Source organism: Nitrospiraceae bacterium, from assembly GCA_035623075.1.
In the GTDB taxonomy this organism is placed as follows: domain Bacteria; phylum Nitrospirota; class Nitrospiria; order Nitrospirales; family Nitrospiraceae; genus DASPUC01.
In genome coordinates this window covers 36,047-57,117 of the sequence record DASPUC010000020.1, presented here as the reverse complement: position 1 = coordinate 57,117, position 21,071 = coordinate 36,047, and the positions used below count along the sequence as shown (strand labels likewise).

At 56.5% G+C, this 21,071-nt stretch carries 19 protein-coding genes; all 19 read right to left on the bottom strand.

The window, feature by feature from the left end:
• Nucleotides 1-666 precede the first annotated feature (666 nt).
• A complete protein-coding gene (locus VEI50_04065) occupies nucleotides 667-2,478 on the bottom strand; it encodes an ABC transporter ATP-binding protein (protein HXX74278.1) in 1,812 nt (603 codons plus the stop codon).
• A gap of 46 nt (nucleotides 2,479-2,524) precedes the next feature.
• Nucleotides 2,525-3,565, bottom strand: coding sequence for a hypothetical protein (locus VEI50_04060; protein ID HXX74277.1), 1,041 nt, complete (start codon nucleotides 3,563-3,565; stop codon nucleotides 2,525-2,527).
• The gene (locus VEI50_04055; GenBank protein ID HXX74276.1) at nucleotides 3,565-5,409 is read right to left on the bottom strand and encodes an asparagine synthase-related protein; all 1,845 of its coding nucleotides are present in this window, start codon (nucleotides 5,407-5,409) and stop codon (nucleotides 3,565-3,567) included. The genes VEI50_04060 and VEI50_04055 overlap by 1 nt, the downstream gene beginning before the upstream one ends.
• Before the next feature lie 70 nt (nucleotides 5,410-5,479).
• A complete protein-coding gene (locus VEI50_04050; protein ID HXX74275.1) occupies nucleotides 5,480-6,160 on the bottom strand; it encodes a methyltransferase in 681 nt (226 codons plus the stop codon).
• Complete coding sequence (locus VEI50_04045) at nucleotides 6,157-7,071, bottom strand: class I SAM-dependent methyltransferase (GenBank protein ID HXX74274.1); 915 nt, start codon at nucleotides 7,069-7,071, stop codon at nucleotides 6,157-6,159. The genes VEI50_04050 and VEI50_04045 overlap by 4 nt, the downstream gene beginning before the upstream one ends.
• Entirely contained in the window at nucleotides 7,061-8,116 is a 1,056-nt protein-coding gene (locus VEI50_04040) for a class I SAM-dependent methyltransferase (protein ID HXX74273.1), read from the bottom strand. The genes VEI50_04045 and VEI50_04040 overlap by 11 nt, the downstream gene beginning before the upstream one ends.
• Nucleotides 8,113-10,209, bottom strand: a complete 2,097-nt coding sequence (locus VEI50_04035) for an N-acetyl sugar amidotransferase (protein HXX74272.1) — start codon at nucleotides 10,207-10,209, stop codon at nucleotides 8,113-8,115. Before VEI50_04035 ends, VEI50_04040 begins: the two co-directional genes overlap by 4 nt.
• A 10-nt stretch (nucleotides 10,210-10,219) precedes the next feature.
• On the bottom strand, nucleotides 10,220-10,852 hold the full coding sequence (gene hisH, locus VEI50_04030; protein ID HXX74271.1) for an imidazole glycerol phosphate synthase subunit HisH: 633 nt from the start codon (nucleotides 10,850-10,852) through the stop codon (nucleotides 10,220-10,222).
• Nucleotides 10,849-12,231, bottom strand: coding sequence for a DUF4910 domain-containing protein (locus VEI50_04025; protein HXX74270.1), 1,383 nt, complete (start codon nucleotides 12,229-12,231; stop codon nucleotides 10,849-10,851). Before VEI50_04025 ends, hisH begins: the two co-directional genes overlap by 4 nt.
• Nucleotides 12,232-12,271: 40 nt before the next feature.
• A complete protein-coding gene (locus VEI50_04020; protein HXX74269.1) occupies nucleotides 12,272-12,880 on the bottom strand; it encodes a hypothetical protein in 609 nt (202 codons plus the stop codon).
• A complete protein-coding gene (locus tag VEI50_04015) occupies nucleotides 12,858-13,742 on the bottom strand; it encodes an AAC(3) family N-acetyltransferase (protein HXX74268.1) in 885 nt (294 codons plus the stop codon). Before VEI50_04015 ends, VEI50_04020 begins: the two co-directional genes overlap by 23 nt.
• Before the next feature lie 37 nt (nucleotides 13,743-13,779).
• Nucleotides 13,780-14,028, bottom strand: a complete 249-nt coding sequence (locus tag VEI50_04010) for a hypothetical protein (GenBank protein ID HXX74267.1) — start codon at nucleotides 14,026-14,028, stop codon at nucleotides 13,780-13,782.
• 9 nt (nucleotides 14,029-14,037) lie between these two features.
• Nucleotides 14,038-15,027: a ketoacyl-ACP synthase III gene (locus tag VEI50_04005; GenBank protein ID HXX74266.1), complete on the bottom strand. Its 990-nt coding sequence runs from the start codon at nucleotides 15,025-15,027 to the stop codon at nucleotides 14,038-14,040.
• Nucleotides 15,024-15,863 (bottom strand): class I SAM-dependent methyltransferase, encoded by an 840-nt coding sequence (locus tag VEI50_04000; protein ID HXX74265.1) that lies wholly within the window; start codon nucleotides 15,861-15,863, stop codon nucleotides 15,024-15,026. The genes VEI50_04005 and VEI50_04000 overlap by 4 nt, the downstream gene beginning before the upstream one ends.
• Nucleotides 15,864-15,866: 3 nt before the next feature.
• Nucleotides 15,867-16,247, bottom strand: coding sequence for a hypothetical protein (locus tag VEI50_03995; GenBank protein ID HXX74264.1), 381 nt, complete (start codon nucleotides 16,245-16,247; stop codon nucleotides 15,867-15,869).
• Nucleotides 16,244-17,422: an N-acetyl sugar amidotransferase gene (locus VEI50_03990; protein ID HXX74263.1), complete on the bottom strand. Its 1,179-nt coding sequence runs from the start codon at nucleotides 17,420-17,422 to the stop codon at nucleotides 16,244-16,246. The genes VEI50_03995 and VEI50_03990 overlap by 4 nt, the downstream gene beginning before the upstream one ends.
• Nucleotides 17,419-19,248: an asparagine synthase (glutamine-hydrolyzing) gene (gene asnB, locus VEI50_03985; GenBank protein HXX74262.1), complete on the bottom strand. Its 1,830-nt coding sequence runs from the start codon at nucleotides 19,246-19,248 to the stop codon at nucleotides 17,419-17,421. The genes VEI50_03990 and asnB overlap by 4 nt, the downstream gene beginning before the upstream one ends.
• A gap of 63 nt (nucleotides 19,249-19,311) precedes the next feature.
• The gene (locus VEI50_03980; protein HXX74261.1) at nucleotides 19,312-20,070 is read right to left on the bottom strand and encodes a GNAT family N-acetyltransferase; all 759 of its coding nucleotides are present in this window, start codon (nucleotides 20,068-20,070) and stop codon (nucleotides 19,312-19,314) included.
• Entirely contained in the window at nucleotides 20,063-21,067 is a 1,005-nt protein-coding gene (locus tag VEI50_03975) for a Gfo/Idh/MocA family oxidoreductase (protein HXX74260.1), read from the bottom strand. Before VEI50_03975 ends, VEI50_03980 begins: the two co-directional genes overlap by 8 nt.
• Nucleotides 21,068-21,071: the final 4 nt, after the last annotated feature.

The following is a 21,071-nucleotide window of genomic DNA, read 5'->3' as shown; positions in this document are numbered from 1 at the left end:
TCTGTAGCCGGTCAGAGAGATTACTTCCAGCGTTCATGTAATAAAAGAGGATCCCTCGTTTCTGCGCAAGATGACACCAAACAAGATTCACGGAGTATCCGGATGAATAGAGAATAACTCGGTCCGGTCGTTCGCGATCTAATACTTTCCGGCAGCCGAAGAATGAGCGTAGCGTATTGACAAGTTCTATCTTGAATATAAGCCATTCCTCTGAGGAAAACGTGAGGCTCACACGCTTGTAAGTCAAGAGGAAGGTACTCAGCGCCGCGCGACCAACTTCGACGCCATCGATGGTCAGATCAAGAAGGTCTTCAGGGGTGACGCTATCACCGATCCGCTCGACCTCTCTCAAATCCTCTGAGGTAAGAACCGATGCAAGGTCATACCCGGAAAGAGCAAACTCGTGTCGGATAATGTTTTTGTACTCATGGCAGAGGCCGCACACGGCTTTCCGATCCTCTTCAGATGCGTCGATAGGAATTCGATGGGCGCTCATACATACACAGAAGCGACTAAATAGCTCGCCACATGTGATGTATACGATCTCATGCCCTCCTTGTTTGAGAACGTCAGCGACTAGCGCTTCCGGGAAAGCATGAACCCAAATGGCTGAGTGTGGCGCGAAGAATAGAATTTTCATGATTACATTTCAGAGTGTAAAGCGATTCAGACCTTAGCCATTGCTCGAAATTGCTCACTGCGTACGATCAGTTCGTCGTAGGAGCCTTGATCGATGAGACGACCTCTATCGAGCATATAGATGATGTCGCAGTCCTGAACCGTGGCAAACCGATGAGCGATGAGGATAATCGTTTTCCGATGTGCAAGCGCATGAATGGCATCGATGATGGCATCCTCCGTAATGCCGTCGAGGGCACTCGTCGCCTCATCCATGACCAAGACAGACGGATCATGATACAGGGCCCGAGCGATCCCGATGCGCTGCCGCTGTCCACCGCTCAATCGTACCCCTCGTTCACCCACAGGAGTATCGTATCCTTGAGGCAACTGGCTGACGATAAAGTCATGTATGTTGGCGATCCTTCCCACCTCTTCTACCCGTGCTCGGTTAATTGCCGATTGCGGCACTCCGAACGCGATGTTGCGAGCAACCGTATCGTCGCTCAGGAAAATCTGCTGCGGCACATACCCGAGATTCCTGCGCCACGCGCGGACATTCCCAGCAGTGATGGGGCTGCCATCGACGAGCAACTTGCCATCTACCGGCTCCAGGAGTCCCAAAATAATGTCGACAAGGGTCGTCTTCCCCGAGCCTGTTTCACCGACCAAACCCACCGTCGTATTCTTCTTGATGGCAAAGCTGATCGCTTGCAGTACAGGACTCTCACGCCCCTCGTACCGATAGATGACTCGCTCAAGCGCAATTTCCCGGTCGAACGCAAGCGCCCGGGGAGCAATTTTTCCGACCGGGGTCTCGTCCTGTTCCTTGGAGTGTCGCAACTCCTTAAGTTCTCGCGTAACAACATCCAGGGAGGGCAGATTGAAACGGATATGCGTCAAGCTTGAGAACACCTGCTGAAATGCGGGCAACAATCGGTAGGACGCAAAGGCATACAGTGTTAAAAGTGGCACCATGCGCGACACGTCGCGTTCGACCGCCAGCAGGAAGAGCACCAACATAAGGACTGCACCGAAGGCAATCGCTTCCAATGCATAGCGCGGCGCCATCGCGATTAACTCCGTGGCGCTCTGATTGACGGCATATTCTCGAGAGGCCTGCCTTATGCGATCAAAGTATTCCATCTCGCGAGCCAACAGCCGCAGATCCTTGATTCCCGCGAACACCTCGGTCGTCAGCCGATACCGCTCACGGTTCGCGTCCTGGCTACGTGCTCCAAGCCGGGTAACCCTCTTACGCACGAAGGCAAAGAGGACCACATAAGCGCCGCCCAGAACCGCTGCGAAGCCTAATGCCAAACCGGGCTGCATGAGCACCACAAACGTCAGCACACACATTGCCACAACGCATTTGGCCACTACCTGCATGCCGGGGAACAGGATCCCCTGGACAACTCCGGTAACCTCCCCCATGACATTGAGCATGAGAGAAGAACTATTGCGCATCAAGAAGAACTCATACGGCCTGGAGAGATATCCCCGCAACATTCGCTCGGAGAGGGCATGCCCTGTGAGATAGCAAAATCGTAGGATCGCCCTGGATACGAATAAGGTGAACAGATTCGTTAAGGTGATCGTCACGAGCGCAATAAGGCCCAGAAAGAAAAGAAATCGGTTGGGACTTACAAATCCCCACCGGTCATAGATTGTGTGGAGCACCGGGGCGGTCTGGATCACATCCGGTTTCGCCAGCACAGCCATGAACGGGAGAACCGAGGAAATCCCGATTACGTCAATCAGGCCCATCAGGGTGATCGCACCAAGCAGAACGTACAATTGGCGCCGCTCTCCAATCTCAAGCAGGTCAATTATCTGTTTCGTGTACGACCAGGGCTTCATGACCTCAGCTCATCCGCGATTGTTGACCAGAGCGGACCATCTACCTCTACAGCCAACGCTCATAAACGCGTGAATGAGTCCGAATGAAGTGCTCAATGTCCTGCCCGTGAAACGTCCCAAAACGACTAACCTTGTGAGGAGTGCCGCCGAACAAGCTGTTCGAGAACTCAAATTCAAGGATCAACCGATGACCTCTTAAGATCGGCCGTCCTTTGTGAAGCCCACGCGTGTCTTCGGCAATGATGGTGCCCCGCGGGCCGGTGAATTCGATCAGGCGGTCGTGCGAAAATGCAGCCTGTATTTCTTGATCGCTAATACGCACATAACCGCGCTTGAGAAAATCCTGTGGAATTCCGCCCGTTCTATGGGTGCCTTCCACAAAGCAGTGAGGGCCGTTTTGTGGCTCGACATCGGTCAAGTAGATGAAGAACTTGAGCCACCTGATCCGATCCATATCGAAGTGATAGAGCTGCGCCGCGCTGGCATCGGCATTCGCTCTGTACGCAGTACTCCACCAAAGATTGACCTCATCGAGCACCGGCTTTGAACCGATGTAACCCTGCGCAACCGACAAGATCGAGCGATCGGTCATGAGAATCTGAATATCGTTCTGATTGATGAGGACCTCGGGGTCGAACTCATAGATAATTCCTTGGGGAGCCACTGGGTTATACACCGCCTTGCGAGTGCCATACTGCCGGGCGGACTCCTGATCCATCTGCCGGATAATCGCTTCTTGTTTCAGGGCAAACGCTTCGAGTCGATCACAGATCGTGGCTGGAAGCTTTTCGCTGAACACATGGAAGCCATGCTCCTTGATGTCCTCCACGACGTTTGTCACGTCACGCCGAGTCAACTTTCCCAAGATACCTTCAGCGGACCCTAGGTCATACGTTGGATACCTCAACGCCATTGCTCTGGCCATTAGGTCGTTCGACCGTCCCCCCGTCAAACAGAACAACTGAACGAGACTTTGATACGCATAGTTGGGAGTCGTCCGGTTTTTGGAAAACTGCCATGCTCCGGCCGCCATTCTCAGCGATGCCTTGGCACCTTGAATCATTTTTGAGGCCATCGAAAGAGCCATTACCTTCCTCCTTCCCGGCCTGTGGTGGAAACTTTTACCGCTGCAGCTCTCGTCGTTTGCAACTCATCCACGTGCTGCAACCACAGCTCCATATTGACCAACTGCCAGAGGAACATCATGTGGTTCTCGCGGGCCGCGCCGGACTCCACAATCTCGACATGCTCGTCCAAGAGCCGCTGGACCTCCGCGAAATCGTACAAACCCCTCTCGATGAAGCGCCGCGAATGCATCAGATCCTGAAGCTCCGTCAACGCCGTTTTTGAAAACCACAGATGGGCCGGCGCGTTCCAGCCCGTCTTCTTAATTCTCGTACGCGTTTCCTCCGGAAGGATCCCTTTCATGGCCTCACGCAACAGGCGCTTCGTGATGCCGTCCCTGATTTTCATATGGCTGGGAACACGGAACATAAACTCCACCAGCCGGTGATCGAAGAATGGATCGGCATGGTCGAGATCGAACGCCGCACAGTCCCGATCCTCGGCCCTCAAACAGCAGGGAGCTGTTTCACGAAAGATGTCCTGATAGGTCCGGTTCTTGAGCCACGACGTGAACGGATGGTCGAGCACCGGCTGAAATGTGCGGAGATCGTAATAGTCCTTCGACACTGCCGGGTAATACCTGGTCAGACGGCGCCCGTCAGGGATCACAACGCCGGACTGCGTCTCATTGGTCATACGTCGAATCGCTTCTTCCGCCGCCACCCGATTCTTGCGGTAGATCGGATGGTCGTGGTGCCGCGCCCACTGTTCGATCTCATGTGTCAGCTCGTCGTGACGGCCGGCTCGGGCGAGATCGGCAAAGTGAAAGATAAAGTATTCGTACTCACCCGCGTTCAGTTCATCGCCGCCCAGGCCTCCAAAGAGCGCGTTGAATCCCGCTTCACGAACAGCTTGACACAGCAGAAAGTGAGACAGCCAGGTAGCAGTCGCAACCGGCTCGTCATGAGCGGCCACCATCCTGCGCACTGTGGCGAACAGATCGAATCCCTCGATCGGGATCGGATGCCAGACGTCGACTTTGTAGTCGAGAAAGGATCGAATGTCTCCGCTTTCATCATAGGTCTTATCGCTATGGACGGATGAAAAGGCGTGGAGCTTTCGCCCTGTAACCTCGACTGCACAAGACAGGACGGACGAGCTGTCCATACCTCCGGAGAGTGTGAAGGCCGGGTTGTCGAAGCAGGCAAGCCTCCGCTGAACCGCGTCCATCAGGAGGTCCCGGTACCAAACGGCGAGTTCTGGCTCGCTCTCTGAAAACTCCGGCTGTTCGGTCAGCCGCCAATACCGGGTGGCGCGGCCCGTCCCGTTGGTGAAACAGACTATCGTGGCCGCCGGCACCTGGCGTATACCGGCATAGGGAGACTCGTCGGGGACATTGTCGATGTACCGGTAATGGGAGCCGGCAAAGACCGCCGCAAACCGGCGGTTCGGCTCGGCCGGCACATCCGGAATCGACAAAAGCGCTCCGGGACGCGAGGCAAAGGCAATCCCGAGCGGAGTCTCCGCATAGTACAGCGGCCGATGGCCCACGCGATCGCGCACCAGCCACAGCTGTCCCGATCCGGCATCGTACAACGCCACGGCGACGTCGCCGGCCAGTTTCTCCATAGTCTTCTCGAAGCCGAAAGCGCGATAGAGGCAGATCAGCCATTCGGCCGTCGACGCTCCTGGCCCGACACCCGACTCGCCGATCTCCTGCCGATTGAACACGTGGCCATCCACTACCGCTATTACGTCGCCAACCTTCGCCAGATTCGGGCACTTCGAACCACACCAGGACATCGACGCTAAACCAGTCGCTTCGGATACAGATCGCCAGGCGGGATGCACTGACACCTCAGCCATACGGCGGCATCGCTGCCGAGCCTGGTCGAGATCAACGGAGGACAAAAAACCTGTGATTCGAGACATGGTGTCAGAGATGGCGGTCCGCGACGAGGAAGGTCCAATAATGGGGATAGCCGATCACATCTTCCGGTTTGCCGCCCGTCCGCTCATCGACAACCTCCCGCACGTCGAACCCGTATCCCCGGATGAAGTCGCACACCTCTCCGACGTCGTAGTGATTGACGTGCACTTTCAGCGTCACGCCGGGATCGAGAAACCTGTCCTCGACGTAGCGATACTCCGCCTCAGTCTTGAGAGACTCGCGCAGGATGAGGCTTCGTTTCGTCATTTTGAGCAGTCGTTCGAGCGGGCGATGGTAGTTGTCGATGTTGCTCAACACGTTGAGGCACACTGTGTGGTCCACACGCCCATCCAGATCCTCGATGCGCCACGGCAACAGCCGCTCGGCCGGCAGGCCGTAGGCGGGCAACTCGGCTTGCCCGATGTGAATCAGGGTGGACGCTGCGTCCACGCCCCAATACTCGGCTGGAAGTTTCCGGGACGACAAGGAATGGTAGAAGTAACCACTCCCGCATCCAGCATCGAGCAGGCTTTCGCCCGGTCTGATGCGGGAAACAAGCAACTCGGCGGCTTGCTTGTGAGACGTCATTTCTTCGGCTTCACGACGGCATCGCCGTCGGTAGAGATCCCGAACAGTGGCGCTGTGCTCCCAGATACAATAGGCCTCCCAGCCGTCCTTCCGTATCATGCTCGAACGCCCGTGACCACGAAGGCCGACGCCATGAAGTAGCCCCGCCAATCCTCCGGATTCTCCATCGCCAGACTTCGTCGGCGGAACAGATCAGGGACCGTCTGCTCGCAGAGAGGCGGGAGGCAATGGTAGTGGTAAAAAAGGACCCGGACATCCCTAAACCCGACGGCGGCAAACTGCTCTCGAAATACCAGCGGATTGTGCGTCCGGGATAACACTTCGTCATAGCCGGGTTCGCCAGCCTTACCTCCGCGCACCGGTGGAAGATCGAGCCGGAACCGTTGCCCGAGTTCGTCGAGCACCTGGCGATGGCCGGCCTCGTCCTCGCCTTGGAACAACTCCTCGTCGCGTACCAGTTCGTCCAGGAAAAACCGGTACGAATACCGGTTGAGCGTGAAGAGAGCGAAGAGTTGATTGCGCGCCTCGATCACGACCAACCCACCCGGCCGCACGGCAGAGTGAAGATTGGTCAGAGCGGCTGCTTCCAACTCGGCCGGCACGTGAGGGAACACGCCGACGCAGATAGCGGCGTCGAATCCGGCCCGCCCGTCGGCAGGCACACGGAAGGCGGCCGTGTCCGCCACGCTCCCCTCCCAGATGTGCCCCTCGGGTACGCCAAACGGAGCCATCACTCGGCGCGCTTCCTTGACCATCTCCGGAGTGAGATCGAACCCGAACAGCTCGAACCCCGATCCTGCCAACCCTCTCAACATCGATGCGGGGCCACAGCCAGCATCGAGGACGGTCTTGACACTGGCGTCGAGGAGCAACTTTCTGATCAAGTCTTGGTGAACCGGAGGATACGCAGCCTTTTCGGTATAGTAATCCCGATGGTAGTTGTCGGCCCAGGTCGAATAGCAGTGCTTGACCGCGGCTTCGACAGAGAGCCGATTCGGATTATTCGCCATGCGCCTCTTTCTCCAGCCTGCGCGCAACGATCCAGAGGTGCGAGGACAGCCCGTTCGCCGCCAGGAACTGCTGAAATGGCCACCCCAGGCGGTCCCATTCCTCCAACAAAACCCGTCTTAGAAACGGATCGCGCGACAGGTCGCACTCACCTTTCAAGGCGGCCTCTCGAACGAACTCGGCATCCAGGCGACCGGGTGTCGACGCCTCCAGTACCTCGAAACCGCTGCGCCGGAGCAATCCCGACAATGATTCGGGGTTGAACAGATTGACATGCTCCGCATCGACTGCCAAGGCATGGGCCCCGAGCAACGCGATATCGAATCCCAGTCCGTTGGGACAGGACACCACTAGGAGGCCACCCGGGGGAAGCAGTTTGGCACACCGAGCGATGAACCGCCTCGGTTCAAAGAGGTGTTCAATCACCTCGAATGCCACCAGGACATCGATACCTTCCACTTCGTCGGTCACTTCTTCGATTCGGCGCTCGATGACTGCTACGCCACGCTCGCGACATGCCGCCGCCAGTTCGGGGGTCGGCTCCACTGCCAGCACTCGCTGGAACCGTCCGGACTCCGTTACCACCGCCGCAAAGGTTCCGAATCCGGGCCCCACTTCCACCAAGGTGCCCCGCGGTATGTCGAACCGGTCGCAATAGCCGACGACCCGTTCGAGCCAAGGCTTATGGATCTTTTCCCGCCGTGACGCCTCGGAAGCCGGAAAAATATGTTTGGCCCAATAGGCGTAGTTTTCAGAATGAGCATAGTAGTCCGCCATGAGCGCTTCGGAGGGTCGCGGACTCATATAGATGGTCCGGCACTTCGGACAAGCCTGAAACTGAAACCCGAATTTTGCGAACGCCGGGACGTCTCTACCCTCGCCACAGGCAGGGCAGGGCACCGTCACGAATTCTGCCGATCGCGCATGCAGCCGGGCGATGTCGCGCTGAAAGGCCGCTTCCTGTCCCGCCAACAGCTCGTCGGGACAGAGCTCTTTCTCGCTCAGACGTTCACTGATCGCTGCGGCCCGGTTCGCGTCGACGGTCATCGTTGTTTCACCATCGCGTCCGACTGCTTGTATGAGGTGCAGGCTTCCGGCTCGTCTTTGGTCCAGCGGGCCTGTTCCATACGCCACACGCGAGGATCCCGGAACGTATCGGCGATCGAATCGAACTCTTCCTCCGTCATGCCGACATAGTCCAACCATCGATTCAGATCGCTCGACTTCACAGGATCCATTCGCCTCACCAACGCCAATCCTTCTGCACGGGTCATCAAACCCGCACGGATGTCCTTGCAGACGTGATCGGTACACCGGCCATAGCCGAACTTGATGTATTTCAGGTAGTCGTGCACACCGTTCTCATGCATATCGTCCAGATTGGACATGCGGCGGTAGGTCCGCTCGAACGCGATGTCGCTGACCTCGAACCCGTACTTATCCACGACCATCTTGCCGTGCTCGTTGGCCTCCCAATAAACGTAATTGCCGAGATAGATGCCCCGGATGTCCAAATCGAACAACTCCCGATCACTGGGATACTTCCACCAGATCATGTCCTGGCTCGTCAGACCTTCTTTGCCAACGAAATAATTCCACTCATACCCCCGAGCGAAGTGCTCGAGCCGATCGCGGTAACTCATTTCAGGAAAATCGTCCATCGAGAACTGGCCGCACAGATCCAAATAGCCGTGCTCCCCCCAAATCACAAGCGGAATCCGGTGCTCCGCCGCCACCCGGACCGGCGCCGTCGTGATCCCGACGTGCGCGTGCCAGTTCATGTCGCCCATGACAATAAACGCGAGACGGTTGAGCTTTTTCAACACTTCCACGGAAGGGCGGCAGACGACGTGATCGCAACCGAAGACCTCCCGCATCCGGATCATGTTCCGCCAGCCGGGTGGCGTCCAGTTGTTGCCGTCATACGTCACGAGAAGCGGATTCAGCCCGAATTCGTGTTTGATCACGTGGGTCTGGAACCAGCTGTCCTTGCCGCCGCTGACTGCAATGACACAATCGTGGCGGCTACCGTCTCGGCATCGATACCGTTCCAGAATCTCGCGCAAGAGCTCCCTGCGTCGCTTCCATTCTGACGGAGTGATCGCCGTCTTGACCTCTGCCATACGGCATCCCATGCACACGCCGGCCTCGTCGAACTCCGTGGGTGCCGCGCTGATAGATGGATAGAGGCATCGCGTGCACCAACGAATCCGCTGCTTCACGGCCCTCGGCTGCCCAGCGACATAGTCATGTTCGCGCGCCCGTCTGAGACGGTCTTCGATGCGCCGGTTTTCGAACGCGTCGTCGTACTCGGGTTCCCGACGCTGCCAACGGCTGTCCAGTTTAACCGGCCTCATCGGCACACCCGCCTCGATGCATGCCTCCTTCGCAAGCGGATAAGAGGATTCGAAAAAGTGAAAAATGTTCGCGGCGGCGACGGCGGCGGCGCCACCCTGCAAAATGCCGGGAGCGAAGTCCGCGTACTTTCCGACCCCACCGCACGCGATGACCGGAATGCGGACGGCGGCGGCGACGCGACGAACAAGCTCGAGATCGAACCCTTTTGCGGAACCGTCGCGATCGACTGAGTTGAGGAATATTTCTCCCGCTCCAAGGTCCTGCACTTGGCGGGCCCATTCCTGAGGCTTCAGACCGGTCGCCCGCTGTCCGTCCTCCGCCATGACTTCATAGCACCCGGCCAGCCGATGGACGGCGTCGATTGAGACCACGATACATTGCGCCCCGAAACGGGCCGAGGCTTCGCGGACGAAGGCCGGTTTATCGAGCGCCGCCGTGTTGATCACCACTTTGTCGGCACCTGCTTCGAGCCGGGAGCGGATGTCCTCCAGCGTGCGCACGCGCCCGCCGAAGGTCAACGGCATGAAGCACACCTTGGCGACTTCGCGCAGCACGTCCAGCGCCGATGTCCCCTGGTAGCGCTGCTGAAGGTCGTCGCGCCGGAGATCATGGAAGTCGTTCTTGCTGATATCGAGCAGGATCAGCTCGTCGACGTTCCAATTGGACAACCGTTGCACCGTGCTCATCGGATTCCCGATGACCTGATGCACCTTGAACAATTGACTTCTCACGATCACTCCGTGCTTCAGCAGGAGCACGGGAATGAGTCTCGGTCGCGTCATGCGGAACGTCTCACCGGCTGTGAACGGGAGCGGCGGCGTGGCGGACAAACCGGGCCAGAAAATCAAGGCCGTCGTCCTGGCTTTTCTCCGGATGGAACTGAACGCCGAAGATATTCTCCTGCTCCACTGCCACTACAATTTCCTGACCGCTGTAGTCGATGGCGGCGGCGATCACTCTCCGGTCCTTCGGAACGAGGTGGTAACTGTGCACGTGATAGAAACAACCGCCGGGCTGGTCGCCGAACAAGACGCCGGAACGGATGCTCCGGACGTCGCACCAGCCGATATTGGGGACACGGAACCGGGGGTCGGTCGGAGCGAGGGTGACCACCCGCCCTTCGAGTAACCCCAACCCTTCGTGACGCCCGTGCTCGTCGCTTTCGAATGCCAACAGCTGCATACCGAGGCAAATTCCAAATAGGGGCATGCCTTCCTGCGCCGCGCGCCGGATCGGTTCGACGAGGCCTTGCTCCCGCAAGCTGGCCATGCCGTCCCCGAAGGAACCGACGCCCGGAATGATCAGCGCGGAGGCGCGGGGAACGGAGGCGGCCGTGGCTTCTACGGTGTCAGGGCAGCCGACCCGCGCAAGCGCGTGCCGAATGGATCCAACGTTGCTGATTCTCAGATCGACCAGGGCGATCATCGTCTCGTCCCGTCCATTGGATGCGGCATGGCGCGAGACATCGGCACGAACTCGGTCCGGACCAACCCCTTTTCCTCGAAACGACGCACATAGGCCAGGACTCGTTCGAACGGCAGATCGTGCTTCTCCGCGATGTCGAGCACGGTCATCGATCCATCGAAATAGCGGAGGATGCAATCCAACAGATACCCCCACTTCTCGGAATCGTCGGGGAGATTTTTCGCGATCGCGGGATCCTTTCGTTCCATGTACAGGTCGTACGCGGGATTCGAGAGACAGATGAGCCCGTCGAACGTGCGATGCATCCTGGCATTCCCTTCCAGCACTTCTACCACTCTTTTCAACACGTCGAGCAGCTCCTCCAGCTGAAGCGGATTCATTAGCTCCGGTGAGTCCATGCTGGTGTGATACTCGAGATAAGGCTGCATCAGCGCTTCGGATCTCGTGACCTCGACGAAGGGAACTTCATAGCCAGGCGCCTCCCATACCGTTTCGTCATTTCCGGCGCCCTGCCGCCAGGGCACCAGCGCGTACGCTTTGGCGTGATGGCGGACCACATTGGCGAAGGCCCGGTCGAGGATATGCCCGCCTGCGAAGGTCGAGGTGACCTTGATCGGCCCCATCGTGCCAGGCATCTCTTCGAAGACGCCACAGACGATCCTCTGCAACTCGGACCTCGGCATGTCCCGCAGGTAGAAAATCGTTCCCACGTGCTCCGGCCCGATAACCAATCGATAGGTGTAGTAGGTGTCCTGGCCGGCAAGCCATTGAAATAGTCGGATCAACAACGCCGTCCCCGCAAACCCGTCGTTCGCCATGTGCGGGTGACAGGAATTCGAGTGGAATACGATGACTTTGTCGCTCCGCCCTTTTTTGTTGTGTTCAGCAACCAGCATCTCCCCTTGGCTATATTCAGTCTGAAGATCGACTTCATAACGACCGGGTCCGAATTCTCGATGTATGTAGTAGGGAACCGACAGGGCCCAATCTGCCGCCCAAGGGCGGTACTGCCACATGCAGTGGAAAACGTAGGCGCCGGGCAGGTCCGGACGCGTGACCAATCGCGGCTTCAACTCTTCCCACGACAGGACTCCCTTGAAATTTTTGGAATAACGGGCCACGCCGAGTGTATGGACAGTTCCATCGAAGAGCACCTTGCCGTCCCGCCGGATTTCCGCCTTCATCACACGCCAATTCTTCGGAACAACCCAACCGTTGTAGGTATCGTCGGACTTGTAGCGGTGCAGCTTCAGTTGCAGCTCCTTCCCGATGCGGGCAAACAGTTTTTCATTGTCGTCGGCGACAACACCGGTGGCAAACGCGCACAGATCCCTTGTCAAGTCAAGCATCGCCGAACCGCAGATTTGAGGCGTGATCATCACCGTTTACTCTATTGTGATCATGTTCGTCAGCCTGCACTCAAGCCACCCATGAATAGTAGAGATGCCCGCATGAAACGTGATCTCGCAGGATTACACTTCTGGCTAAAACACTTCCCAGAACAGCGTCGAGTCGCAAGCCCAGTCGTCCCTGCTTCTCTGGGTGGCCTTCTAAATCCAAGCGCGTAAACATCCACTGGCCAGGCACATTCATCGGATGCTCCCGCTTGAGCAATACTTTGAACATGGGAATGAGTGTGGCGATAAGGGTGAACGGAGAAGGCCCTTCAAACCACAACTCGTTTTTCCCACCTGTCGCCCTACTTATTATCACCGACTCATCGTAGGCCTGTCTCTCAATCGGAGGGAGAAGTTCCAACGGCTGTGCGACAAGAATTTGTGGCCCCTTCGCCGAACGAAATACAAGAGACGCTGCCCACTCGTCCTTCTGCTGGACCAAATCAGTCACAAGACTGATTCTCACCCGATTACTTTCTATCCTGCGGGCGATCTTGAATGTTATCGGGCCATCCGACGACAGATGACTGCGCATCGATTCGAAGAGAGTGGTCCCATGCAGGTAGGTTCGATTCCCCAGAAAGGGGAGCGTGAGTTCGGCGACGACGTCAACCGGGTGGGAGTGGTTCATCGTGCCTTCCGGCTGCAGACTTGTCGTAATATACCCGCATATCTCCGGTGACTCCGTCCATGGGGATTTCCCCAGGGCGGAACTTGGGCGGCTCCTGGAGCATCACCCATCTGTTCTCATCGAACATTTGCATCATACGAGCAACGATAGCGTGAGTCCTGGCACACCAGCTCGATACATAGCCGGTTCTTACCTCTTTAGCTTCCCCCAAATCCACCATGCGTTTCTTGACCCGCACCGGTGTATTGACGATTCCATAGTCTAAGTACCGCACCGACATAGTGAAGGGGCCTTCGACGAGTCGACCATTCGAATAAACTTCATAGGGGAACAGTTTCGTATACTGGTAGGGAACACCATAGAGCTTTTCCACATAATGGAAAAAGGTGGTGCCTCCGCCCATGGAATCCATCCCTAGCGTAAGAATCCACGCATTTAATTGATGAAGGCGCCCCCATGGAGATGCATATCCGAACCCATCGAAATGATGCCCCCCGCAGAGTTCAGTCGCCCGACGACCTACAGCCGTCACCGACACGATCGGATGCATCGAGCGAACAGCCCCTGGTCGAGTTCGAATATATTCGCTGAACGCTCCTAAACGAGAGGGGGATTCTTCCCTAACGAAAGGCGTTCCGTAACGGCCGTAGTCTTCGAAGGCCGTACAGGTCGTTAACGTTCCTTCAGTCCCAAGCAATTCTTGAAACGCCTCAAGATAAAAACAGAGAGGCGCCTCCCGACCCGGTCCGCAATTGACGGGCCCTATACGTAATAGATCGCTCTGCACATGAACGACGTCGCCGCGCGCTATTCCAGCCGCTCGCAGGGCTTGGATCAACTCCCCCTTCTCCAACTTTTTCATATTTGCGCCTGTTTGAAGCCGAACAGCACCGAGCCCTTTATCCGATAGAGTCCGTTAGAAACTCGACCAGTTTTCTGACCCTGAAAAATCCAAGTTTTACCAGATCGCTCTCGGGAAATTTCTTATCTGTCACACCGGAAAGCTCGAGAAGAAACATCATGCCGTCTAACGAATCGACAATCTTCTCTTCCACAAGATCAGTTTCTATCGTCACAGAAATATCCGCTCGATCCAAAGTTTTTCTCAACGCGGCATGAATAGCTTCGAGAGCTTGCTGTTGATTCATGAGTCTCCTTCAATATTGGATGACGTTGGTCGCCCAGGACAGTCCGACGCCGAACCCACACACCAATATCCGTTTTCCGGCCAAACCTTCCTTGGTTTGCAACTGTGCCAGAAGAAGAGGAATGGAAGAAGACACCGTGTTGCCAACATCCCTAATGTTGCAGGGAACCTTTTCCGGAGCAAGCCCTAGTTTCTTTCGCAACTGCTGGAGTAAATACTGGCTCGCCTGATGAAACACAAAAGAGTCTATGTCCGATAGCTCGAGGCCGTTCTTTTTCAGGCAGCGTGACACTGTCCGCGGCACCTCCTGCATCATGAACTCAAGAATTCCGCGCCCATTCATGTGGAGCCGATATCCTTCTGCGGAACCCGCCTCCTTCGCTTCACCATCGATCGACATAACGGGATACGCGCTCCCACCCAGTTTGACCATCAAATTTTCTGCACCGGCTCCATTGGTACCAAAATCCGGTTTCCCCAAATCACCTCCGGCTTCAGCTGAGAGCCAACTTGCGGTCGCCGCATCGCCGAATAGAGCCACGGTATCCCGATCCATTCTTCCGATGATCCGAGAATAGGGATCGCAGGTCACGAGAAGCGCGTCCGTCAAAGATTCTGCCAGCATGAGGCTCTTCACAACTGATAGGCCGTATACAAAGCCGGAACAGCCCAAGTTTAAATCGAAGCAGGCGACAGTCTTCCCTAAGCCAAGCGCATGGTGAAGAAGCGCAGAGGAATGCGGGATCTTATAATCGGGATTCTGAGTGACCACGACCAAAAGGCCGATTCTGGCAAGATCCAGCTCATGACACTCGGACAACAGATTTCGGCACGCCGCATGAGCCAAATCGATCGGTTGCTCCTCGCGACCAAGAAACCGGCGAGACTCGATACCGATCTTTTCCGTTAGGAACTGCAAATCAAGCCCGGTCCACTGTGAGATGACCGCGCTTTCCACTCGCCGATCCGGTATCGCGTAGGCAATATGGCGGAGCTTCATTTTTGAGGAATCTCTGGCAGCGGGGCCTGCAAAAAAGCACGTATCGTGTACTTCGTACTCGGTTCGCGCAACCGTTCGAGTGCTACGACTCGGAATCCCGCACGCACAATCATCATCGCCAAGGAGCTCGGACTGAAGACATGATTATGCTCGATGAAAAACTCCTCGCGTTCAGGCCCTTCGACTGCGGCCGCCTCCGCGTCGGGGACTTCCACATAGACAAACCCGCCCGGGTTCAGATGGCGCGACGCTTTCAACAGCATGACAACCGGGTCTTCCACGTGTTCGAGCACCTTGTTGAATGTGATGACGTCAAATGCACCCAGTTGATCGGGCCCTATCGAGAGAAAATCTCCCGCCACAGCCTGTACACCGACTAATTCCTTAGCATGAGCCGCTGCGCGCGGATCGGGGTCCAAAGCGGTACACTTCCAACCGGCCTCTTTCATACGATAGGGAAACACTCCCAACCCCGACCCGACATCCAGGAGCCGGGGCTTTTTCCCGTGGGGGAAAAAAGACCGGGCGAAGGAAAGAATCCTGGCCACTCGTCCGGCGTTATCAGACTTTTCTTCCGGCAGCGCCAGAATACGATCGAATGTCTGACGCATTCGGTGCCCATAGGTACTTTCGGCATAGGCGCCGTCGTAGAGATTGGTCAGGTCCATTTTATGATCGGAGTACCAGTGGCCGCATAATCCACAACGAAAGTAGGCGCGGCAATACGCCTGCCCCCCCAGCTCAAATCGGGTTTCACCAGCGGGTGGTGCATCATATTTGAATGCAGGTTCATCGAACCGGCGGTCACAGGGACACTGAATCGTGGGACGTCCCATACGTTAGGGACCGATCTTTTCCGCTAGCGCATCGAGGACTTGTGTGTTGTCGAGCCAGGAGATCACGGCCAGATTCTCCTGGTCGCAGTACGCGTCGAATGATGGTTCATGTCCTCGTTCGACCAACAGAACAAAGTAGCGTCCTGTCCCACGATTCTTAATCAGCACCGCGCGCAATCCGAATTGCTCCAGCCGCCCGTTTAACGACGGCGTGGCATAGAAGCCCCAGTCTTTGCGCGCCACGTCATACTCAGCACCATTGTCGGTCACCAATGTAATCTGTTCGTCCGGAGTCAGCGCGAGGGTTCCACAGTCTTTCATGTCAAACTTTACGCTATTACCCACGGTAAACCGTCGTGGAGGATTTTTCGGCAGGAACTTCACGACCACCTCCAGTCCGGGATCAGGAAACCTGGGATATACCATGACCCGTCCGGACGACGTTGCCATATCGCATGATTTCTGAATCTTTCGCAGATTCCAAAAAACCGCTCGCGCGTGATGCCTGTGAAAGCACAAAACTTTTCAATGTCCTGCGCGGGAATTTGATCGGCGGTCTTCCGGATGATTTCAATCGCGCACTCGCGGGTCATACGTCCGTTGCGTATCTCCAGCGAGAGATTATCGAATAGCCTGGTGAAGCCGAACTTATACCATTTCAACCAGTGATGAATGGAGATGAAGTCGTCGTCGATGTCCGCATAATCATAGTAGCCAGTGCGGGCACCGCCTGGATCTGACTGGAAACCATGAGCACGAGCAACCTGCAGACTCGTGACGGGATCCCATGGAAAGTAATATCCGAGAAATATCGCGTGGACACCGCAGGCTTCCAGTTCGTCTGGATCCGGCCCGAAATACGCGACCAGTTCTTTCGCTGTCAATCCATCTCCGACCCAATCCGCCGCCGTAGTTCCATGGGTTACCCCGTACGTCTTATACCAGGCCCCGTCAAGCTTGAACCCGGTGTGGCTCTCGTTGACACTGCCGTATTCAAACGCAGAGTTCTCCCCCCAAACAACCAATGGAATCTTGAATTTGACGGCGATCGTAAGTGGAATATTGAACAGAGCCAAATGCATGGGAATAGCCGTACTGCCAAACCGCTCCAACGCTTTCAGCATAAAGCGGCTTTCGACTTTTGGATTGATTTGGTAGTCGATATGATCGACGCCCAGCCTCACAAGGTTCTCGAGATTGCTTTGTCCTATGCGCGTGCGTGCCGGTGTCTTCCAGGTGACCGCCAGCGGCGTCAGACCATACTCCAGGCATTTCACGACTTGCCAGGTGCTGTCCTTGCCCCCGCTCACCGGAATGAGGCAATCGTATCCATTCGATCTCGTCTTGACCCTGTCCGCCAGTTTGCGGAAATCCTGTTGGCGGGCACTCCAATCGATCGTCGGCTTCGTCCGGTGCACCAAGCAAGCGTTGCAGATCCCTTCCCCATCCAGGGCCAGATTCGGCCGTGTGTTGGGAAGAACACAGGATCTGCAGTACCGCAACGGCGCCGACGCAGCGCTGGTCGTGTGTCCCTCATCCTGCCGGACCGAGAGTGTCATGCCGCGAACTCTTCGAGAAAGGCTTTGGTGTTCACGAAATAAAACAGAAATTTACTTTCACTGTTTGGTAGATCGCGCTTCGTCAGCAAGTCGCCGATCTTGTCGCGTCGAATGAGATCAAATACAGGACTGTCCTCCAGCAATTGAGCACGAATTGCGGGATCGCCGGTATCCAGGAAAGACAGCACGGGCGCATTGAAACCTACCTTCTTTCGTTGATCCAACACGCAATTCGGTGCAATCCCACGGACCGCATCGCGCAGCACAATTTTATTGAACCCGTCGCGGATAAGATGCACTGTCGGAATGGAGTAACAGAACTCGAAGAGTTCACGATCGAGGAAGGGGGAGCGGTTCTCAATGGAGTAGTACATCGCGTTGAGATCGTCTTCGTGCAGAATAACGCGCACGGCCTCATGAAACATCTCGTTGAGCATGCGATTACGCAGCAACGACGTTGTATAGCGTTCTTCGGTGAACGGCTCTAGAAACGGTCTGGTCAAATAAGCGGCGAATCCCTCGTTGTTGAGGAAAATATGGTCGCGGAACTCCGGATCTTCGACGAACAGGTCCGGATTGCTGAGAAACGGGTTGCGTACCTCCGGTTGAACGTACCGTCGCCAAGCCTCGACCGTCGCGTGATAACGCGCAGTCCCCTTGATCTCCGCCAAATGCATGAGGTGGTGGTCATAGTATCCGGTGAACAACTCATCCGCACCTGTGCCGCTGACGGAAATCTTGTACCCATGGCTGTGGACCTGCCGCATGAGCAGCCATTGCACGTAATAGGTGATCGTGAAAACCGGAGCGTCGTGGTAGCGAACCAGTTCGCGCAATCGTTCTAGGAAACGGTCTTGTGTAATCGACACCGGCGTATGACGGAGGCCGAGTTCTCGGACCGATTGTTCGACGACCTCGCGCTCGTCATAGCGCTCGTCGGTATTCATGATCGTGAACCCGTGCACATCGTAATCGCACATGCGCTTGGCAATACTGATAAGGGTGTTCGAGTCCACCCCGCCGCTCATGAGAAACGCCAACGGCACATCGCTTCGTAAGCGAAGCCGCAGGGACCGAATCAGCCGTTCCCGTACACCCGCTACAGCCTCCTCATAGGTCATGGATTCCTGCGGCCGATAATTCGGCATCCAGTAGCACGTCTCCGTCTCATGTCCATGTCGGTCCACCTGCAACAGACCCGCAGGCGGCAACTCCTGCAACCCTTGAAAGAAACTTTCCTTGGTCTTGTAGATCGACTTATAGCCGTTGACGAGATATCGGCAGAGATGCTCCCGGTTCACCGGAAGCCGACGGCTCATTAACTCGAACAGAAACTTCGGCTCGGAACCGAAATAGATCCCTTCCGGCGCACGCACGATGTACAACGGCTTTTCGCCGAAGCGGTCCCGACAAAGGGTGAGGCTACCGTCGGCTTCGTCGTAGACCGCCAGAGCCCACATGCCCTCTGCCCGGTCAAGGGTGTCCCATCCTTCACGGTCGATGGCAGTCAAAAACACCTCCGTGTCCGAGCTGGTTCGAAACTGGGCGCCATCGGCCGATAACTGTTCCTTCAATTCGACGTAGTTGTACAGTTCCCCGTTCAGCGCCATCCATCGGCGCCCTATGTTGAATGGTTGATCCGACCGGGAATCCAGGTCAATGATCGATAGCCGGCTGTGCAAGAGCAGCACTTGACGACCGGCGGACGCGGCAAAGCGCCGAACCCCAGTCGCGTCAGGACCGCGCCGCCCCATGAGCTTGAGACAGGATTGCACTGCTTCGTCCGGAATTTGACGCGTGCCGACAAATCCTGCAATCCCGCACATAATCAACAGGCTCCTCGACGAGGCGGATTCCGCACCGGTTCCATAGGAATACGGCCTGGGCAATTAGCCGATAACAAGATGGTGATGAAACACATAATCGGACGAAACAATACGGAAGCCGATGTCCTGGTAGACTCCTAAGGACACCGTGTTGGCGATCTGGGTCCCCGCCCGCATGATCCGGGGATGCCCGCAGGACATGTAGGAAAAACGGATCATTTCTTTTGACAAACCCTGCCCGCGATGAGTTTTTTCCACGGCGATGAGATCGATGACGAGCACGTTTCCGGAAGGTTTGAGAAGTTGGGCGAACCCCACAATCTCGCCAGCCTTTTCTGCGACAACCATCTGGTCGCCCCGCTTCCCAAGAAAGAAATTACCCGCCCACTGCGCTTTGATTTCGTCGGCAAGCGACTTCGGAATGGCCGGATCAAGATGAAAGCGTGAACAGGTGAAACTGCGCCGCGCAATCCCCTCAACCGCCTTGCGATCCTCAGGACGCGCGAGGCGTACATTACCGCTCCCTGCACTCGAGGCAGACAATCCAGAAACTTCCAACGTTACTGCCGTGTCAACAAGATGAAACCCGCAGCGCTCAAGCATCTGAGTCGTCCGCACATCATCAGTTCGCACTCGCGCGAAGGAAAACCCGGGAAGGTGAGCGATCTGCTGCACAGCACGCTGCGCTTCATCCTCTTCCTCGACCTTGCCGCTCACACGATGGACTTCCCGCGACATGACCTCGGAGAGCCATGAATCGTACACAATCGACAGGCCACCTGCCGTGATGACCTGTCGGACACTCGATGAGACGCTAGACATACTCGACCTTGACTGGAGACCCTACATGCACGCTGCGCTCGATCGCAAAACACACGGACAGACCGGCAAATACGTCTTCTTCCGTCACCTCTGCATCGCTGCGATCGACGATCGCTTTCGCAAAACCAGCGATGAGCGCCCCTTTGTGCACGCCCGGGTAGGCGGTGTCGATCCGAACAGGAGGCACATTCGCATCGCGCGACGTGAAGAGCCACGCACACTCCCGCCCATTCACGAATGTCGCCTTGGTACCATAGAACTCAACCGAGTGAAAATGGGGCGCGACGCACCCGAAGTTCGCCCCGACTTTCCCGATTGCGCCGCCCGCGAACCGCACCAACGCGACCACATTGTCAAAATTCTTGAATCCCGACCCCTCGCTGGCAATCGCATTCCCTACCGCCGACACTTCGACGATCCGGTCGCCCGTAAGCCACATCAGCAGGTCCACCACGTGGACACCCCCGCCATGCACCGCGGAATAGAAGTCCAACTGCCCACGCCATCCCTCGGTAATCTTCTGGAGCCGGCCATAGTTATAGCCCGCCTCCACATGGTAAAGCCGGCCCAATTCACCGTTCTGAATTCGCCGTCGCAAATCCAGAAACCGCGGCGAGCGGCGGAGAATCAAATTGGACGATAGCCGCAGCTGCCTGTTCTTCCGAAGCGCCTCTCGTACCATTCGGGCTTCCTGTTCATGCATCACGAAGGGCTTCTCTACAAACACATGCTTGCCGTTCTCCAACGCGCGCAGTGTCTGAGAGAAATGATCGCTGTCATAGCTTGCGATACAAACCAGATCGATCGTCGGATCGTCGAGAATGTCACGATCGACGTCGACCGCCCGCACACCGGGAAATCGCGACGCCACCTGCTTCAGTTTCAGTTGATCCCGGTCGCAAACTGCCACCAGTTTACACTCCGTGATCGCCGCCAGTGCTTCCGCATGTTGCTCGCCTACCCCGAGGCCGATGATGCCTGCCCGCAAACAATCCATCGTT

Excerpts from the sequence above, each read along its gene's own strand:
- VEI50_03975 (HXX74260.1), bottom strand. The coding sequence starts at position 21,067 with ATGGATTGTTTGCGGGCAGGCATCATCGGCCTCGGGGTAGGCGAGCAA.
- asnB (HXX74262.1), bottom strand. The coding sequence starts at position 19,248 with ATGTGCGGGATTGCAGGATTTGTCGGCACGCGTCAAATTCCGGACGAA.
- VEI50_04020 (HXX74269.1), bottom strand. The coding sequence starts at position 12,880 with ATGAACCACTCCCACCCGGTTGACGTCGTCGCCGAACTCACGCTCCCC.
- hisH (HXX74271.1), bottom strand. The coding sequence starts at position 10,852 with ATGATCGCCCTGGTCGATCTGAGAATCAGCAACGTTGGATCCATTCGG.
- VEI50_04000 (HXX74265.1), bottom strand. The coding sequence starts at position 15,863 with ATGGGACGTCCCACGATTCAGTGTCCCTGTGACCGCCGGTTCGATGAA.
- VEI50_04065 (HXX74278.1), bottom strand. The coding sequence starts at position 2,478 with ATGAAGCCCTGGTCGTACACGAAACAGATAATTGACCTGCTTGAGATT.
- VEI50_03990 (HXX74263.1), bottom strand. The coding sequence starts at position 17,422 with ATGACACTCTCGGTCCGGCAGGATGAGGGACACACGACCAGCGCTGCG.
- VEI50_04025 (HXX74270.1), bottom strand. The coding sequence starts at position 12,231 with ATGATCACGCCTCAAATCTGCGGTTCGGCGATGCTTGACTTGACAAGG.
- VEI50_04060 (HXX74277.1), bottom strand. The coding sequence starts at position 3,565 with ATGGCTCTTTCGATGGCCTCAAAAATGATTCAAGGTGCCAAGGCATCG.
- VEI50_04015 (HXX74268.1), bottom strand. The coding sequence starts at position 13,742 with ATGAAAAAGTTGGAGAAGGGGGAGTTGATCCAAGCCCTGCGAGCGGCT.
- VEI50_04055 (HXX74276.1), bottom strand. The coding sequence starts at position 5,409 with ATGGCTGAGGTGTCAGTGCATCCCGCCTGGCGATCTGTATCCGAAGCG.
- VEI50_03980 (HXX74261.1), bottom strand. The coding sequence starts at position 20,070 with ATGTCTAGCGTCTCATCGAGTGTCCGACAGGTCATCACGGCAGGTGGC.
- VEI50_04040 (HXX74273.1), bottom strand. The coding sequence starts at position 8,116 with ATGACCGTCGACGCGAACCGGGCCGCAGCGATCAGTGAACGTCTGAGC.
- VEI50_04010 (HXX74267.1), bottom strand. The coding sequence starts at position 14,028 with ATGAATCAACAGCAAGCTCTCGAAGCTATTCATGCCGCGTTGAGAAAA.
- VEI50_04035 (HXX74272.1), bottom strand. The coding sequence starts at position 10,209 with ATGACGCGACCGAGACTCATTCCCGTGCTCCTGCTGAAGCACGGAGTG.
- VEI50_04045 (HXX74274.1), bottom strand. The coding sequence starts at position 7,071 with ATGGCGAATAATCCGAATCGGCTCTCTGTCGAAGCCGCGGTCAAGCAC.
- VEI50_04005 (HXX74266.1), bottom strand. The coding sequence starts at position 15,027 with ATGAAGCTCCGCCATATTGCCTACGCGATACCGGATCGGCGAGTGGAA.
- VEI50_04050 (HXX74275.1), bottom strand. The coding sequence starts at position 6,160 with ATGATACGGAAGGACGGCTGGGAGGCCTATTGTATCTGGGAGCACAGC.